Source organism: Mesorhizobium sp. M5C.F.Ca.ET.164.01.1.1 (assembly GCF_004792125.1).
GTDB classification, from domain to species: Bacteria; Pseudomonadota; Alphaproteobacteria; order Rhizobiales; family Rhizobiaceae; genus Mesorhizobium; species Mesorhizobium wenxiniae.
Genome location: NZ_SRTG01000001.1, coordinates 1,513,613 through 1,528,541, shown reverse-complemented (window position 1 = coordinate 1,528,541; position 14,929 = coordinate 1,513,613). Strand labels below are relative to the sequence as shown.

The 14,929-nt window shown below is 60.8% G+C and carries 16 protein-coding genes and 1 tRNA gene; 6 read left to right on the top strand and 11 right to left on the bottom strand.

Annotation, left to right across the window (positions count from 1 at the left end):
- Positions 1-16: 16 nt before the first annotated feature.
- The 6 genes from phoU to EN807_RS35435 all read right to left on the bottom strand — a co-directional run bounded on the left by phoU (position 17) and on the right by EN807_RS35435 (position 6,399).
- Positions 17-724, bottom strand: a complete 708-nt coding sequence (gene phoU, locus EN807_RS07435; RefSeq protein ID WP_127314279.1) for a phosphate signaling complex protein PhoU — start codon at positions 722-724, stop codon at positions 17-19.
- A gap of 38 nt (positions 725-762) precedes the next feature.
- Complete coding sequence (gene pstB, locus EN807_RS07430) at positions 763-1,578, bottom strand: phosphate ABC transporter ATP-binding protein PstB (protein ID WP_135934451.1); 816 nt, start codon at positions 1,576-1,578, stop codon at positions 763-765.
- A 12-nt stretch (positions 1,579-1,590) separates the two neighbouring features.
- Positions 1,591-3,204: a phosphate ABC transporter permease PstA gene (gene pstA, locus EN807_RS07425; protein ID WP_135934450.1), complete on the bottom strand. Its 1,614-nt coding sequence runs from the start codon at positions 3,202-3,204 to the stop codon at positions 1,591-1,593.
- Positions 3,197-4,585, bottom strand: coding sequence for a phosphate ABC transporter permease subunit PstC (gene pstC / locus EN807_RS07420; RefSeq protein ID WP_135934449.1), 1,389 nt, complete (start codon positions 4,583-4,585; stop codon positions 3,197-3,199). Before pstC ends, pstA begins: the two co-directional genes overlap by 8 nt.
- Before the next feature lie 120 nt (positions 4,586-4,705).
- Positions 4,706-5,710 carry a PstS family phosphate ABC transporter substrate-binding protein gene (locus EN807_RS07415; RefSeq protein WP_135934448.1) on the bottom strand — a complete coding sequence of 335 codons (1,005 nt, stop codon included), beginning with the start codon at positions 5,708-5,710 and terminating at the stop codon, positions 4,706-4,708.
- Positions 5,711-6,231: 521 nt separating this feature from the next.
- Entirely contained in the window at positions 6,232-6,399 is a 168-nt protein-coding gene (locus tag EN807_RS35435; protein WP_189522367.1) for a hypothetical protein, read from the bottom strand.
- An 81-nt stretch (positions 6,400-6,480) separates the two neighbouring features.
- Between EN807_RS35435 and EN807_RS07410 the strand changes: the two genes are divergently transcribed.
- The 3 genes from EN807_RS07410 to EN807_RS07400 all read left to right on the top strand — a co-directional run bounded on the left by EN807_RS07410 (position 6,481) and on the right by EN807_RS07400 (position 8,959).
- Positions 6,481-6,843 (top strand): hypothetical protein, encoded by a 363-nt coding sequence (locus EN807_RS07410; protein WP_135934447.1) that lies wholly within the window; start codon positions 6,481-6,483, stop codon positions 6,841-6,843.
- A gap of 329 nt (positions 6,844-7,172) precedes the next feature.
- Positions 7,173-7,409 carry a hypothetical protein gene (locus EN807_RS07405; RefSeq protein ID WP_135935805.1) on the top strand — a complete coding sequence of 79 codons (237 nt, stop codon included), beginning with the start codon at positions 7,173-7,175 and terminating at the stop codon, positions 7,407-7,409.
- 665 nt (positions 7,410-8,074) lie between these two features.
- Entirely contained in the window at positions 8,075-8,959 is an 885-nt protein-coding gene (locus EN807_RS07400) for a hypothetical protein (RefSeq protein WP_246684027.1), read from the top strand.
- Between the two features lie 151 nt (positions 8,960-9,110).
- On the opposite strand, the gene EN807_RS07395 is transcribed toward EN807_RS07400, so the two are convergent.
- The 5 genes from EN807_RS07395 to EN807_RS07375 form a co-directional block, all read right to left on the bottom strand.
- The gene (locus EN807_RS07395) at positions 9,111-9,998 is read right to left on the bottom strand and encodes a glutathione S-transferase family protein (RefSeq protein ID WP_135934446.1); all 888 of its coding nucleotides are present in this window, start codon (positions 9,996-9,998) and stop codon (positions 9,111-9,113) included.
- A 27-nt stretch (positions 9,999-10,025) separates the two neighbouring features.
- Positions 10,026-10,607: a VOC family protein gene (locus EN807_RS07390; RefSeq protein ID WP_135934445.1), complete on the bottom strand. Its 582-nt coding sequence runs from the start codon at positions 10,605-10,607 to the stop codon at positions 10,026-10,028.
- A 204-nt stretch (positions 10,608-10,811) separates the two neighbouring features.
- Positions 10,812-10,886, bottom strand: a tRNA-Glu gene (locus EN807_RS07385).
- Positions 10,887-10,976: 90 nt separating this feature from the next.
- Positions 10,977-11,384 (bottom strand): VOC family protein, encoded by a 408-nt coding sequence (locus EN807_RS07380; protein WP_135934444.1) that lies wholly within the window; start codon positions 11,382-11,384, stop codon positions 10,977-10,979.
- Positions 11,381-11,758, bottom strand: coding sequence for a fimbrial protein (locus EN807_RS07375; protein ID WP_135934443.1), 378 nt, complete (start codon positions 11,756-11,758; stop codon positions 11,381-11,383). The genes EN807_RS07380 and EN807_RS07375 overlap by 4 nt, the downstream gene beginning before the upstream one ends.
- Before the next feature lie 26 nt (positions 11,759-11,784).
- Between EN807_RS07375 and EN807_RS07370 the strand changes: the two genes are divergently transcribed.
- The 3 genes from EN807_RS07370 to EN807_RS07360 all read left to right on the top strand — a co-directional run bounded on the left by EN807_RS07370 (position 11,785) and on the right by EN807_RS07360 (position 14,896).
- Positions 11,785-12,885 (top strand): RluA family pseudouridine synthase, encoded by a 1,101-nt coding sequence (locus EN807_RS07370; protein ID WP_135934442.1) that lies wholly within the window; start codon positions 11,785-11,787, stop codon positions 12,883-12,885.
- A 207-nt stretch (positions 12,886-13,092) separates the two neighbouring features.
- Positions 13,093-14,004 (top strand): RNA polymerase sigma factor RpoH, encoded by a 912-nt coding sequence (gene rpoH, locus EN807_RS07365; RefSeq protein WP_029348727.1) that lies wholly within the window; start codon positions 13,093-13,095, stop codon positions 14,002-14,004.
- 376 nt (positions 14,005-14,380) lie between these two features.
- A complete protein-coding gene (locus EN807_RS07360; RefSeq protein WP_246684026.1) occupies positions 14,381-14,896 on the top strand; it encodes a hypothetical protein in 516 nt (171 codons plus the stop codon).
- Positions 14,897-14,929 lie beyond the last annotated feature (33 nt).

The following is a 14,929-nucleotide window of genomic DNA, read 5'->3' as shown; positions in this document are numbered from 1 at the left end:
CGGCCGGTCACTCCTGTCATGTCGCCGGCGCCGACATCGTCGTTTCGTCGAGCTTCGGGCGATCCGCCGGCAATTGCTGCCCGGTCACGACAAAGTAGGCGTTTTCGGCGATGTTGGTGACATGATCGCCGATACGCTCGAGATTCTTGGCGCAGAACAGCAGATGCGTGCAGGCGGTGATGTTGCGCGGATCCTCCATCATGTAGGTCAGGAGTTCGCGAAAAACCGCCGTGTATTTCACGTCGATCTTCTGGTCGTCGGCGCGCAGTTCTTTCAACGCGCCGGCATTGCGCGACACATAGTGCTCGACCACGCCGCGGAGCTGCTCGAGAACGAGATCCGCCATCGCGTCGATGCCGTGCGAGAGATTGCGCGGCGTGGCGCTCTGCCCGACTGCGCTGACCCGCTTGGCTATGTTCTTGGCCAGGTCGCCGATGCGCTCGAGATCGCCGGCCATGCGGATTGCGCCAACCACGGCGCGCAGATCTTGTGCCATCGGCTGCCGCTTGGCGATCAGGGTGATCGCGCTATCGTCGAGTTCGCGCTGCCGCGCATCCATGATGGCGTCGTCCGAGACAACACGCTGCGCCATCGCATTGTCTGACGCAAGCAACGCGCGGATCGAGGCTGCGACCATCGCGGCGGCGAGCTCGTCCATGTCGCGGATCAGCCTGTCGATGTGCTCCAGTTCCTCGTCGAAAGATGCGACGGTGTGTTCACCCATGATCCTGTCCTCGTGTTCGAAATTCGCCGCCGGACCGCTCAGCCGAATCGGCCGGTGATGTAGTCCTGGGTGCGCTTGTCGTCGGGATTGGTGAACATCTTGTCGGTCGCGCCCTCCTCGACCAGATAGCCGAGATGGAACATCGCCGTGCGTTGCGACACGCGCGCTGCCTGCTGCATCGAGTGGGTGACGATGACGATCGTGTAGTTCTGGCGCAGTTCGTCGATCAGTTCCTCGACGCGGGCGGTGGCGATCGGATCGAGCGCCGAACAGGGCTCGTCCATCAGAATCACTTCCGGCGACACGGCGATAGCGCGCGCGATGCACAGGCGCTGCTGCTGTCCGCCGGAGAGACCGGTGCCCGACTCGAGCAGGCGATCCTTGACCTCGTTGAACAGACCGGCCTTCTTCAGGCTCGATTCGACGATGCCGTCCAACTCGGACTTGCTCCTGGCCAGGCCGTGAATGCGCGGACCGTAGGCGACGTTTTCATAGATCGACTTCGGAAACGGGTTCGGTTTCTGGAAAACCATGCCGACGCGAGCTCGTAGCTCGACGACATCGATTTTCGGGTCGTAAACATCCTCGCCGTCGAGCGTGATCTTGCCGCTCACCCGCGCGATATCGATCGTGTCGTTCATTCGGTTCAGGCAACGCAGGAAGGTCGACTTGCCACAGCCCGATGGGCCGATCAACGCCGTCACCTGGTTCTCGCGGACATCGAGGTCCACGTCGAACAGAGCTCGCTTCTCGCCGTAATGAACAGAGACCTTTTCGCCCTTCATCTTGATCGAAGGGGCATTGGTTGCGCTGCTCAGTTTCTGTTCGACGCCGGCTTCCGTCATGATGTTCATATCCTCTGCTCCTTACCAGCGCCGCTCGAAGCGCCTGCGCAGTATCACCGCAATGGCGTTCATGATGACCAAAAACAGCAGCAAAATCAAAATCGCCGCCGAAGTCTTCTGCTGGAATCCAGCTTCCGGGAAATCCGCCCACATGAATATCTGCACCGGCAGGATCGTCGCGGGATCGGTAAAGCCGCCGGGAATGTCGACGATGAAGGCGACCATGCCGATCATCAGCAACGGCGCGGTTTCGCCCAGCGCATGCGCCATTCCGAGAATGGTGCCGGTCATGATGCCCGGCATCGCCAGCGGCAGGACGTGATGGAATACGGTCTGGACCTTGGACGCTCCGATGCCGAGCGCCGCCTCGCGGATCGACGGCGGCACGGCGCGCAGCGAAGCGCGCGAGGCGATAATGATGATCGGCAGGGTCATCAGCGCCAGCACCATGCCGCCGACCACCGGGGCTGAGCGCGGCATGCCGAAGAAATTCAGGAATACGGCAAGTCCAAGCAGGCCGAAGACGATCGAAGGCACCGCCGCCAGATTGTTGATATTCACTTCGATGATCGTCGTCAGCCGGTTCTTGGGGGCAAATTCCTCAAGATAGATCGCCGCCGAAACCCCGATCGGGAAGGCGATGGCGAGCGTAACGATCATGGTCAGGAACGATCCGACGACCGCGCCCCAGACACCGGCCAGTTCCGGCTCGCGGCTTGCGCCGGTGAAGAAGAAGATCGAGTTGAATCGGCTTTCGATTAGGCCGGCGCTCTTCAGCGTGTCGAGCCAGACGATCTCCTTGTCGGAAATCTTTCGCGATGCTTCCGGCCTATCGATGACGCGCAGGAATGCCTGGCCGCTCGCAGCGGGCGCCGTGCTGTCCAGCGCCTCGATCACCGTGCCCTTTGCGACCGCCGTCCCACTAGGCCCCGGCGACAGCGCGGTGAGCTTGACCGTGCCGCCGTTGAACACGACCAGCAGCGATGATGCACCGCTCGTCAGCGTGAGCATGCCGTTTTCGCCTTCGGTCGCACCACGGCCGCGCGCCAGCGCCAGCATGGCGTCGTCGCCGAAGGTCAGATCGATGTCGCCGCTGGTTTCCGAAGGCGTGACGCTTGTCGAAATCGCTTCGTCCGAACCGACGTCGGCAAGCAACCCCTTAAGATAGAGGTCGGCAAAATCGTCAACTGGAACCGCATAGTCCACCGTTCCTCCGAGCATCCCCGGATCAGCCGCAATATCCTTGCGCAGGAAGACGCCTGTGCCGGTGGAAATCAGCCCGCGCAGCAGACGCCTGTCCTGACGGCTCGTAATATCCGGAAATCTCGCCGTAAGCGCTTCCTGAGCGATGGCGTCGTAGTTCACTTCATCGAGTTTTGCCGGGTCGACCTTGGCCGCCGAAAGGTCGATCGGCAGCGTCAGATAGTTCTGCCGCAGCGCCGGGATCGCCTGTGTGACGATCGTCGACAGGAGCAGCACAAGGAATAGGCCGGCCAACGCGACGGCTCCGGCTCCGAGCCATTTGAACCACGTTTCCGTGCGGTAACGACCCTTCAGCCGCGCCTTCGCGGCATCGTCGGTATGAATGCTGACCGGCCGTCCGACGGCACCGTATGACGAGATCGCATCAGTCATATTGCTCTCGGTATTTCTGGACGACGCGCAAAGCGACGATGTTGAGTGTAAGCGTGATGCAGAACAGCACCAGGCCGAGTGCGAAGGCTGCCAGCGTCTTGGCGCTGTCGAACTCCTGATCGCCCACCAGCAGCGTCACGATCTGCACTGTCACGGTGGTGACCGCTTCGAGCGGGTTGGCCGTGAGGTTTGCCGCCAGCCCCGCCGCCATGACCACGATCATTGTTTCGCCGATTGCGCGGCTGACGGCAAGCAGCATCGCCGAAACGATGCCCGGAAGGGCAGCAGGAAGGACCACCTTGCGGATGGTTTCCGACTTGGTCGCGCCGAGGCCGGCCGAACCGTCTCTCAGGGATTGCGGAACGGCGTTGATCACATCATCGGAAAGCGAGGAAACGAAGGGAATGATCATGATTCCCATGACCACGCCTGCGGCGAGCGCGGATTCGGACGCGACATTGAGGCCCAGGCTTTCGCCCATGCCGCGGAAGAATGGCGCGACCGTCAGCGCGGCGAAGAAGCCGTAGACGACGGTCGGAATGCCGGCGAGGATTTCCAGTACCGGTTTTGCGACCGCGCGGACGCTTTTGGAGGCGTAATCCGAAAGGTAGATCGCAGCCATCAGCCCGATAGGCGCAGCCACCAGCATGGCGATGAAGGTAATGAGCAACGTGCCGGTAAAGAGCGGCACCATGCCAAAAATGTCCTGGTTGACCGCCCCGGCTTCCGCTCCGGCGCCGGTGAAGGCGCTCTGCGGCGACCAATGTGTGCCGAACAGGAACTTGTAGAACGGCACCTGTTGGAAGAACCGCAGGGATTCGAAGATGAGCGACAGGACGATGCCGACCGTCGTCAGGATTGCGACCACCGAACAGGCGATCAAGAATGCGCGAAGAACGCGCTCGACCACGTGGCGCGCCCGGTAGGCCTGTGCGATACGCGAATAGGCCCAGTAAAATCCGGACGCGGAAAGCACGAGCGCAACGGCCCAGATGATCCAGGTGCTGGTCGTATGGATCGATTTGTAGGCGGCGGCAGCCGCCTCTTTCGTGGGATCGGCGAAGCCGACAAGTCCGCCAAAGGCCATCGCGCGAGCGTCGCGGATGAAAGCTTCGACCTGCGGAATGCCCATTCCCGACAACTCGGAGGAGAAGCGGTCGGCAATGATCGACGATTCAATTCCCGGCGTCACCAGCAACCACAATACGATCGCAAGCAGTGCGGGACCGGCGGCAAAAAGCGCCAGAAACATGCCATGCTGGCCAGGCAGCGAATGCAGTCGCGCGACGTCGCCATTGACGCTGGCAATGGCGCGTGTCCGGCCGATCCAATAGGCCGCAGCGGCCAGAATTAACAGAAGAACAACGAGATAACCGACCATGATTCAGGACGTCCCCTCGACCGCCGGTCATTCACCGGCTCAAAGCACGGGACCTTGGTCCCGCGCTTTGGGCTTTAGAGCATGAGGGTCAGAACGGATATACGCCCGGACCCCGAAACATCAGGACCCCATACCCTTCAGGGCCTTGGCATTTTCGGCCCACTTGGCGCGCTCGGCGTCCGGCAGCGGGATCAGGCCCTTGTCGGCCAGATAACCATCAGGACCCCATGCACCTTCCGAGGTGTACTCGGCGATGAATTCCTGCATGCCGGGGATGACGCCAACATGCTCCTTCTTGGCATAGACATAGAGCGAGCGGGAAACGCCGTAATCGCCGGATGCGATATTCTCGAAGGTCGGCTCGACGCCGTCGACCTTGTGGCCCTGCAGCTTGTCGGCGTTCTGGTCAAGGAACGAGAAGCCAAAGATGCCGAAGGCATCGGGGTTGGCTTCCAGCTTCTGGACGATCAGATTGTCGTTTTCGCCGGCCTCGACAAAAGCGCCGTCTTCGCGGATCTCGCCGCAGCCCTTTTCATTAGCCGCCTTCACTTCTTCCTGGCAGGCCGCATCCATGACGAGTTCAACGAACGCATCGCGCGTGCCGGATGTCGGCGGCGGGCCAAGCACTTCGATCTTTGTCGCGGGAAGCGACGCGTCGACATCCGACCAGTTCTTGTAGGGGTTGGCGACGACCTTGCCGTCAACAGCGACGTTCTTGGCGAGTGCCTTGAAAATCTGTTCCTTGGTCAGATCAACGACAGTCCCTGCCTTCGAATTGGCCAGTACGATGCCGTCGAAGCCGACCTTGATCTCGACCGGCGTCACGCCGTTTGCCTTGCAGGTTTTAAGCTCGCTGTCCTTGATGGCGCGCGAGGCATTGGTGAAGTCGGCGGTATTTTCGCCGACGCCCTGGCAAAACAGCTTCATGCCGCCGCCGGTGCCAGTCGACTCGACGACCGGGGTCTTGATCTTTCCGCTCTGGCCGAGCTTTTCAGCGACAGCCGTCGTGAAGGGGAACACTGTGGACGAACCGACGATTTGAATCTGTTCGCGCGCGGCGGCATAACCAGCCGACGCGGCGAGCGCAAGCGCCGCGGCCGACGCCGTAAGGAGGAATTTTTTCATGTGGCCTGCTCCTGTTCGGAAAATGGTCTCTCGGCGCCATTCGTTCGGCGCCCGCTGAGGCCAATAGTCCCCGATTATTACAGTCACATGACAGTTTGATGTCAGCCCGGTAACCGCCGCACAGCCATGTCGAAAAGGAAGGGACGCGGGTCCCGCCGGCACAGCCGTGGTTTGCCGCTGGAATCAGCAGCTTGCACCATTTGCGGCCGGCATTTGGCCTCGACAGGCGAAATAATTGGCGCCGAAAAAGAAAATCCGGGCGGGAGCGCGTTGCATGCGGCCAAGGAGGTCATGGCCGCGCCATCGCCGAAACAGGTCCGTTGGGGTAAATCTGACCCTGTTTCTTGCCGGCGGTCGCTGCTCCCGCCCGTAACTGGAGGAGCGGAACTCGAATGCGCTTATTGTCCCAACCGGACGCAAGCTTTGATATGGTGCGATCGCACCATAGTCTTGTCCGCAATGCCTCGCCGAATCACGGCTTATAGCCTGAGGCGGATGCCTGATCCCGCGTTGCGCTGGATTTATCCGTCCGCGCCGAGCCAGCGCTCGACGCTTTCGAGCAAGGCCCTGGAGCTGATGGGCTTGGGCAGATAATAGCCCATGCCCGCTTCCAGTCGCGCCAGGGACGCTGCGGCATTTTGATTTTGCGCATGATCCCCAGGGAAATCGATACCGATTCTCCGGGTCATGCGCTAGCCTTGCCCGCGGTGTATTCCGACGGTTGTCGGCAGAACCGAAGCCGCGTTATAAATCCCGCAAGGGTGTTGCCGATGTTGGGACGGATCCTGCCTTTTTTCCTTTGCCCGATGCTGCTGTTGGGGAGCGGCTGCTCGCGCAGCTACGACGGCACCGTCGTCATTCCAAGGCCGCTCGATGTCCGGCGGTTTTGGGACAGGCCGCCGCAGCAGGCGCAAGCCGAACAGCCGCAGTTGCTGCAGACCGATGTCTTTCCTGTGGCGCCCGAAATGCCGGAAAGAGCGGCGGCCCCCAGAATCAAGACTCCCGTGGCGCCGAGAAGGCGCCTCGCGAGGACTTCCAACAATCCGCCGACGCTGGCATCCGAGCCGGCAAAACCGCTCACCTGCAGGAATGTCAGCCAACCCGGAAAACGGGTCCGCATGGTCTGCGAATAGCCAGCCGGCATTCAACGGTGGCAATAAAAAATGTGCCCTAAACACGTGTTGCGCACCTGACGCAGCGGTTCGGTCACACGCGCACGCGATCGCCGAAAGCATGTGTTGACCGGTGGGTTTCGGGCTGCGCGATCGGCGTTACCGCCGCCACGTTGAAACCTTATCCCGCCCTCGACGTTAAATTGCAGCGCCGCGCGTCCCTTTGGGCACACAAAGCCACGCTGTGCCATTTTGATTTTGGCGCATGGTCCTTTTCGAACCGAACGGCAGCGGAGCAGAGATCGATCCCGATCCTTGGGGTGATGCGCTGGAACGTCAAAGGAGACCACATGTCGGTTCACTTCACTGTCTCGGACTTGACCAGAAATCTGTTTCACTCGCCCAGAAATCTGTTTTTCTCGCTGAGACTGGACCATGAGCGCGTGCCGAGACCTCTCAGCCCTGAGCAAAGTCTTTTGCTGGAATGCTATCTGGCCGGCCAGATTCCGGAATCGGCCTGGAGCGACTATGTCTTCGAGACGCCGGAATTGGCGCGCCATGTCAATGCGAGACGCGGGCAACACTGATATCTCGTGGACCGGGAACCGGTCTGATCGCTCGAGGTGACGCCGCCTAGCAATGCTTGGGTGAATGGCCCCCCGGAAACGAGCGGCTTTGCCTAGGGCAATGCCCGGTTACTGTTTGGGCGAGCCGAATTGCAGGGTGAAGACGCTGCCTGCAATTCCTTGGGCGAGCGCGGGCGAAAAGCTCAGCGGCAAGCAGCCTTCCAGGGCGGCAATCGCGGCGATCGACAAAGGATTGCCGCGCCTTTCGCGTCGCCGGTCACATTGATGGCGGCGGCCCGGGCGGCCCGATCGGCGTGCCGTTGCGCCTGAAGCTAAAGGCTTGATGGCCGACGACAATCGCCAAGTCAGGCCGCGGTTTCCCTGGAACAATCGCCCTTGAAACAAAAAGGCCGGCACATGGCCGACTTTTCTTTTCACCTCGACCGCGCCAGTACATCCGTGGTCGCGAGTTGGAGGTGAATTGCCGATCAGTAGATAGGGATTTGGTTAACGAATCCTTAACCGACGGGAGTTGCTCATCGACGCGTCATGGCCAATCTGATCTGCGTTTCGTGATGAGTGCGGAAAGTCGTCTTTAAATGCGGCACATATTATTAATCGTTGTACACCAATGTGTTAGCGTGTGAAGCATGCCTAAGTAACTATCGTATTCTGGAAGTCAATTTATGGCCGTACTTGGCGCCCTCCCTGCCGACGTCCACTGTCGACCAATTCGCGAAGCTGATTGGGAAGGAGTGGTCGACTGCCTGTGCCGGGGCTTTCCGGAGCGTGACCGGAGTTACTGGACACAGGCGCTGATCCGTTTGTCGCAGCGGCCTGCCGTCGCCGACTTCCCACAATACGGCCTGGCTTTGGAGAAGGCTGATAGGATCGTCGGCGTCGTGCTGACCCTTTATACCCGTTATCGCAGGCAGGAAGGCGACGAAATCCGCTGCAACCTTTCAAGCTGGTCCGTCGACGAAGAATTCCGCCCCTATGCCATCAAGCTGATTACGACGATTCTCAAGCAAAGAGACGTAACCTACACGAATGTTTCGCCGGCGCCCGCGACATTGAAGCACAATTTGGCCCTCGGCTTTCGCCTCTTTTCCAGCGGACAATTTGCCTTCTTGCCGCTTTTTAGTTCGGTGCAGCGGTCATGTCGCGTGCTCGAAGCTCGTCCCGATCTTGCGGAAATGGCGATGCTGTCCGACAGTGAGAGATACATACTCTCGGAACACGCCGCGCTGGGTTGCCTGTCATTGATTTGCATTTGCGACGGAGCGGCTTTTCCCTTCGTATTGATGCCGCGCCGGATATTGCGCGGTCTTATCCCATCCTATCAGGTCATCTATTGCCGCTCCCTCGCGGATTTGAGCCGGTGCGCCGGTGCTGTGGGGCGCTTTCTCTTGCGAAGCGGCATCCTGCTGTGCGTCGTCGACGCCAAGGAGCCGATTGCAGGCCTGTTCGGGTGGTACCGCCCCAACAGGGGGCTGAAGTACTTCAAGGGTCCCAGACCACCCTCGCTCGGAGATCTGACGTTCACCGAGCTTGTGATATTCGGTCCTTGAACGCCAAGCGCAACGCCGCCCCGATTTGCAGCTGCAATGCCGATGCCTCTGGCATATCTGTCCGGCGGCCGGGCGGTGTCTGGGTCTGTGACTACAGCCCTGTCGCCTGAGGGGCAAGCTCGATGCGCTCAACGCAGTCAGCCAAGACGCCTCACGCCTCGGCCTGCGACTTCAGATAGGCGATATAGCCGCGCACGTCGGCGGCCGGCTCGGCATAGGCTTTGCCGAGCTTCTTCTCGATCGCCGCCATGTACTCCTTCGCCCATTGGGGCAGCGCGTAGTCGATGACGGCGAGGAATTCGAGCGTCGCGGCCAGGCGAATGTCGGCGATCGACGGGTTCTTGCCGCCGATGAATGGCTTGCCGTTCCTGAAGAAGCTGTGAAAAACCTCCAGCGGCTCGGCAATTGCAGCCGCCGCGGCCTTCTGAGCTTCCGATTTCCTGTCGGGATGAGCGTCGCTATGACCGACCTCGCCGGCATATTGCGGGAAGTTCAGCGCAGGATAGGTGGCGCGGGCCACATAGGGGTAGAGCGTGCCGATCAGGTAGAACATGGCGCTGTCGATCATTGCCCGCTTGGCCGGCGCTTTGGGATATAATTTCTCCAGCCCATGCTTGTTGGCGAGATACTGCATGATGGCGCAGCTTTCCCACAGAACGCCTCTCGGCAAGCCCTTGTCCTCGATCATCGGCGTCAGATGCGCCGGGTTTCGCGCCATGTATTCAGGCGAGCGTGTGTGGCCCCATACGTCGGTCTCGGAATGGTCGAGCCCAGCCGCGCGCGCAAACACCCGAACGCTCATATTGTTGACGCTCGGCTTCAGCATGCTGAGCGTCAGCCCGGCCTTTTTCGCTGATTTCGCTTTGGCCTTGGCCGCGGGCTTCGCGGATGCCTTGCCTGCAGGTTTTGCGGCGGCTTTCGTTGCCGACTTGGCGGAAGCTTTCGGCGCCTTGGCCGCAGGCTTTGTCGCCTTGGCAGCTGGTTTTGTGGCGGCCTTGGCGGCCGGCTTCTTCGCACTCTTCGTTGTCGTCTTTGCCATTATGGTCCTCCCTCGGGGTTGCTGTCGTCAGTATGGATTCTTCGGCGCCCGGTCGTCCGACAAGGTCGCGCGGGAGCGCTCGACAAGCGCCTGGATCGCGTCGGCGAGATGCACTTCGGCGATTGCGTAGTCGCCGCGCGCGACGCGAATTTTGTGCGCCTGCATCAGCACGTCGGCATGGGTGAAGCCCGTTGGCGGCTCGAAACGGTAGGAGGCGAGTTCGATCAGCAGGCCGAGCGGATCCTCGAAATAGATCGAATCCATAAAACCGCGATCCTTGACGCCGCTATGCTTGATGGCGCGCTCGTCGAGCCGGACGACCGCCTGCAGGAAGGTGACGCGCGACACCGCAAACGCGATGTGATGGACGCAGCCCATATCGGTGGGCGTGCGCCGCTTGACCGGCGTGCGGCTCTCATCGGTGAAGATGGTGATCAGCCGGCCGTCACCCGGATCGAAATAGAGGTGGCTTTCGCTGGCCTTGTCGAGATTGGGCTGCTCGAAGATAAAAGGCATGCCAAGCACGCCTTCCCAGAAGTCGATCGAGGTCTGGCGCCCGGCGCCGACCAGCGTGATGTGATGGACGCCCTGCGATTGCAGTTTCTGCATTTGGCCCTCTCTCCCTGCACTCTTCCTCTTCCCGACGAGCTTCGATCTATTCGCTGCGCGACAGATTCATCTCCGGCGGCGTTCTGCACCTTTGGCCCCTATTTACATGACACGATGCTAATTCAATTGCGGGCACTGCGCCAGAAGTGGCATGCCGGCCGTGACCGATGGCGATGCCCGGGTACGCAAATATTTTGAGATCCTTGGTACGCCCAAGGGGAATCGAACCCCTGTTCCCGCCGTGAGAGGGCGGTGTCCTGACCGCTAGACGATGGGCGCGTTCAAGAACCGGCGATATAGGCTGACGGCTGGGAAAAAGCAACTGGGCTTCGGACAGTCGATGATGCTGGAAAAATATCCGTTACAATCCTATCGTTTTGGCTCGATCAGGTCCCAGAGATTTCCATGGAGATCGGCGAAAACCGCCACCGTGCCGTAGGCCTCGTGGCAAGGTGCCTCACGGAATTCGACGCCCTTTTCGAGCATTGCCGCGTGGTCGCGGACAAAATCGTCGGTTTCGAGAAACAAAAAGACGCGGCCGCCGGTCTGGTTGCCGATGCGGCTTGTTTGCACATCATCGGCCGCTTCGGCCAGAAGCAGCCGCGCGCCTTGTCCGTCGGCCGGCGCCACCGTGACCCAGCGATTGCCGCCGCCAAGATCGACGTCTTCGATGAGCAAAAAGCCCAGCTTGCCGACGTACCAGGAGATCGCCTCCTCATAGTTTCTGACCATGAGCGCGACCGTGACCACACGGCGATGTCCGACGAATCCAGTCATTTGTTACGGATCGAAAAGCGACCGACAATGCGGCGCTCAGTGATGTCGTAGACAAAGATGGCGCGGCTGCCGTCGGCAAGTTCCGCATCGATGGAGACGCGGTTGCCGGAGAGCGACTGGCTGATGACCTTGGCTCCGACCGGCAGCACGACGTCGCCGGTCAGCGGCTCGCCGGCCGGCACCTGGATGTCGCCGGCAAGTGATGGGGCTGCAGGTGGCGCGGTGCGCGTTTTATAGACAAGGGCCGCGATCACCACCATAAGGGCGAGAAACAGCAGGCCGAGATTGATGGCGACGAAGCGGACGAGCTTCTTGCGCACCTTTTCAACCTCGGGGTCGAGCGGCTTTTCCTCGTCTTCGTCGGCAGCAGCCATGGCAAAACATTCCGGAGCGATTTTCTATGAGCGCTCATAACGAACAGGCCCCCATATTGATAGAGGATGGATTGACAGGGAATGGATTGATGGAGGGCGGATCGCCAGACGGTAGATCGCCAAACGGGGGATCGATCGTGCTGGAAGCGGGTCCCGATGCGGCCGGCCAGCGCCTCGACCAATGGCTGGCGGGCAAGCTCGGCCCGGACATGTCGCGCAGCCGGGTGCAGATGCTGATCAGACAGGGCGCCGTCAAGGTCGGCGGCCAGCCGGTCAACGAGACGAAGCGTAAGATGGCGGCCGGTGACCGCGTATCGGTCGATATGCCGGAGCCGGAGCCGGCGGAGCCGCAAGGCGAGAACATCGTGCTCGACGTCCTCTATGAAGACAATGAATTGATCGTCATCAACAAGCCGCCTGGGCTTGTCGTCCATCCCGGCGCCGGCAACTGGACCGGCACGCTGGTCAACGCGCTGATCCACCATTGCGGCGACAGTCTTTCCGGCATCGGCGGTGTGCGGCGGCCGGGCATCGTCCATCGCCTGGACAAGGAGACCAGTGGCGTCATGGTCGTCGCCAAGACCGATCGCGCCCACAAATCATTGTCGGAGGCCTTTGCCGATCATGGCCTGACCGGCGATCTCAAACGCGCCTACCTGGCGCTGGTCTGGGGCATACCGATGAGACCGACAGGCACGGTCGACGAGCCGCTCGGCCGCGGCGTCGACCGCGTGCGCCGCGCCGTGGTGCCGGAGGGCCGCGACGATGCCCGCCACGCCGTCACCCATTTCACCGTGATCGAGCGCTTTGGCGAGCAGCAAAAGCAATTTGCCACGGCAAGTCTGGTCGAATGCCGGCTCGAGACCGGCCGCACCCATCAGATCCGTGTCCATATGGCCCATATCGGCCATCCGGTCGTCGGCGACCCCGATTACGGCCAGGCCTTTCGCACCAAGGCGAACCGGCTGCCCGAGCCGCTGAAGGGCCGGGTGAAGGCATTTCCGCGACAGGCGTTGCATGCCCGCCTCCTTGAATTTCGGCATCCGACGACCCATTTAACGATGAGGTTCGAGGCGCCTGTACCGACTGATATGGAGGAACTTGTCGACGGCTTTCGTAAACTCTGAACCGCCTCCTATCCCATTCCAAACCTGATTGCCAAAACCTGACCGGCGTTGTTCACTTTGGCGTGACACACTGTTTCGTGTTGAACCAATGCTGTCCTTTCTGGTTTTGTTCCTATATACACCGGTTGTCGCGAACGAGCCTTTGGCGTTCGCGATATATGCCCGCCACGTTTCGGGGGCACCACTCCAAGAGAGAGGGGCGCTATCATGGCCCAGTCATTACCCAGTATCGTTTCCGGCGAAGGCGGCCTCAGCCGCTACCTGGAAGAAATTCGTCGCTTTCCGATGCTTCAGCCGCAGGAAGAGTACATGCTCGCCAAGCGTTACGCCGAGCATGAGGACACCACGGCTGCACACAAGCTCGTCACCAGCCATCTTAGGCTCGTCGCCAAGATCGCCATGGGCTATCGCGGCTACGGCCTGCCGATCGGCGAGGTGATCTCGGAAGGCAATGTCGGCCTGATGCAGGCCGTCAAGAAATTCGAACCGGAGCGCGGCTTCCGGCTCGCCACCTATGCCATGTGGTGGATCAAGGCCTCGATCCAGGAATACATCCTGCGCTCGTGGAGCCTGGTCAAGATGGGCACGACCGCCAACCAGAAGCGCCTATTCTTCAACCTGCGCAAGGTGAAGGGCAAGATCCAGGCGCTCGACGACGGCGATTTGAAACCCGACCAGATCACCGAGATCGCCACCCGCCTCAACGTGTCCGAGGCCGAGGTGGTGTCGATGAACCGCCGCCTGTCGGGCGACGCCTCGCTCAACGCACCGATCCGGGCGAGCGAAGGCGAGTCCGGTGAGTGGCAGGACTGGCTGGTCGACGACCACGAAAGCCAGGAAGAGGCGCTGATCGAGCAGGACGAGCTGGAAAACCGGCGCGGCATGCTGTCGGGCGCTCTTGCCGTGCTCAACGAGCGCGAGCGGCGCATCTTCGAGGCACGCCGCCTGGCCGAGGAGCCGCTGACGCTGGAAGAACTGTCGGCCGAGTTCGACATCAGCCGCGAGCGCGTGCGCCAGATCGAGGTGCGCGCCTTCGAGAAGGTGCAGGACGCGGTCAAGGCCGCGGCCAAGCGCCAGATGCAGGCGTTGCGCACCATCGAGGCGCAGCCGGCGGCGTAATGCTCCGACGGAAAAATAACGGCGGCGTCAGGTAACTGGCGCCGCCTTTTTTATGGGGTCCTCCGACTGCCGGGAGAATTGTCCCTTGGTGTTCCAGCTAGGGTTGCCGGTTACCTTCGCGAACGCACGATCCGTCGCGATAAGACCGCTCAATCATCGGTGCGATCAGCCTGGCCTGCTCATAGCGGCATTATGGCAATTTTCCCCAAGACTCTGGAAACCGCAACGCTGCAAATTGTGGCGGCAATGTTCCGGCGCCGACACGGGCTTCCGTCGCGAAATTCCACAAGACGGCGCTTGCGGCAGGCCGGCACGACAATGGGCCGCCGGGGCTGCGCTGGGCAGTTGAGCTCGTCTATTTGGAAACAAAGGCAGTATGACGATGACGATTTCTCCGTTTCTCACCGCCCTCGGATCCGAAGGTCCCTCAGCCGACCGAGCGAAAGACATGGACCTGTATGGATGGCTAATTGGAAGCTGGGAAATGGACTCGGTCCGCTACCTCCACGACGGCAAAATCCAGAAATGCAATGGAGAATGCCATTTTGGCTGGGTGCTCGAAGGCCGCGCGATTCAGGACGTTTGGATCAGGCCCAAGCGCCCTGCGCCGCCCACGATGTATGGCACGACTTTGCGCATCTTCGATCCTGGGATCGAGGGATGGCACATCATATGGAACGACCCGCTCAACCGAGATCACTCACGCCAGATCGGGCGGGCCGAGGGAAAGGACATTGTCCAGCTCGGCAATGACTCGCGCGGTCTAACAACTCGATGGCGTTTCACTGAGATCACTGCCAACAGCTTCCATTGGATCGGCGAGGAAAGATCTTTCGAGAGCGATCCTTGGCAAATCACGTATGAACATTTAGCCCGCCGAACAAAACCCTGAAGCCAGAGTAACTGGCGTGTGCGCCGCTCCTCC

Bases quoted from the DNA above. Each gene is read 5' to 3' on its own strand.
- EN807_RS07400 (WP_246684027.1), top strand. From the start codon at position 8,075: ATGGCCGTACTTGGCGCCCTCCCTGCCGACGTCCACTGTCGACCAATT.
- rpoH (WP_029348727.1), top strand. From the start codon at position 13,093: ATGGCCCAGTCATTACCCAGTATCGTTTCCGGCGAAGGCGGCCTCAGC.
- EN807_RS07375 (WP_135934443.1), bottom strand. From the start codon at position 11,758: ATGGCTGCTGCCGACGAAGACGAGGAAAAGCCGCTCGACCCCGAGGTT.
- EN807_RS07415 (WP_135934448.1), bottom strand. From the start codon at position 5,710: ATGAAAAAATTCCTCCTTACGGCGTCGGCCGCGGCGCTTGCGCTCGCC.
- EN807_RS07410 (WP_135934447.1), top strand. From the start codon at position 6,481: ATGTTGGGACGGATCCTGCCTTTTTTCCTTTGCCCGATGCTGCTGTTG.
- phoU (WP_127314279.1), bottom strand. From the start codon at position 724: ATGGGTGAACACACCGTCGCATCTTTCGACGAGGAACTGGAGCACATC.
- EN807_RS07405 (WP_135935805.1), top strand. From the start codon at position 7,173: ATGTCGGTTCACTTCACTGTCTCGGACTTGACCAGAAATCTGTTTCAC.
- EN807_RS35435 (WP_189522367.1), bottom strand. From the start codon at position 6,399: ATGACCCGGAGAATCGGTATCGATTTCCCTGGGGATCATGCGCAAAAT.
- EN807_RS07380 (WP_135934444.1), bottom strand. From the start codon at position 11,384: ATGACTGGATTCGTCGGACATCGCCGTGTGGTCACGGTCGCGCTCATG.
- pstA (WP_135934450.1), bottom strand. From the start codon at position 3,204: ATGACTGATGCGATCTCGTCATACGGTGCCGTCGGACGGCCGGTCAGC.
- pstC (WP_135934449.1), bottom strand. From the start codon at position 4,585: ATGGTCGGTTATCTCGTTGTTCTTCTGTTAATTCTGGCCGCTGCGGCC.
- EN807_RS07395 (WP_135934446.1), bottom strand. From the start codon at position 9,998: ATGGCAAAGACGACAACGAAGAGTGCGAAGAAGCCGGCCGCCAAGGCC.
- EN807_RS07370 (WP_135934442.1), top strand. From the start codon at position 11,785: ATGAGCGCTCATAACGAACAGGCCCCCATATTGATAGAGGATGGATTG.
- EN807_RS07360 (WP_246684026.1), top strand. From the start codon at position 14,381: ATGACGATGACGATTTCTCCGTTTCTCACCGCCCTCGGATCCGAAGGT.
- EN807_RS07390 (WP_135934445.1), bottom strand. From the start codon at position 10,607: ATGCAGAAACTGCAATCGCAGGGCGTCCATCACATCACGCTGGTCGGC.
- pstB (WP_135934451.1), bottom strand. From the start codon at position 1,578: ATGAACATCATGACGGAAGCCGGCGTCGAACAGAAACTGAGCAGCGCA.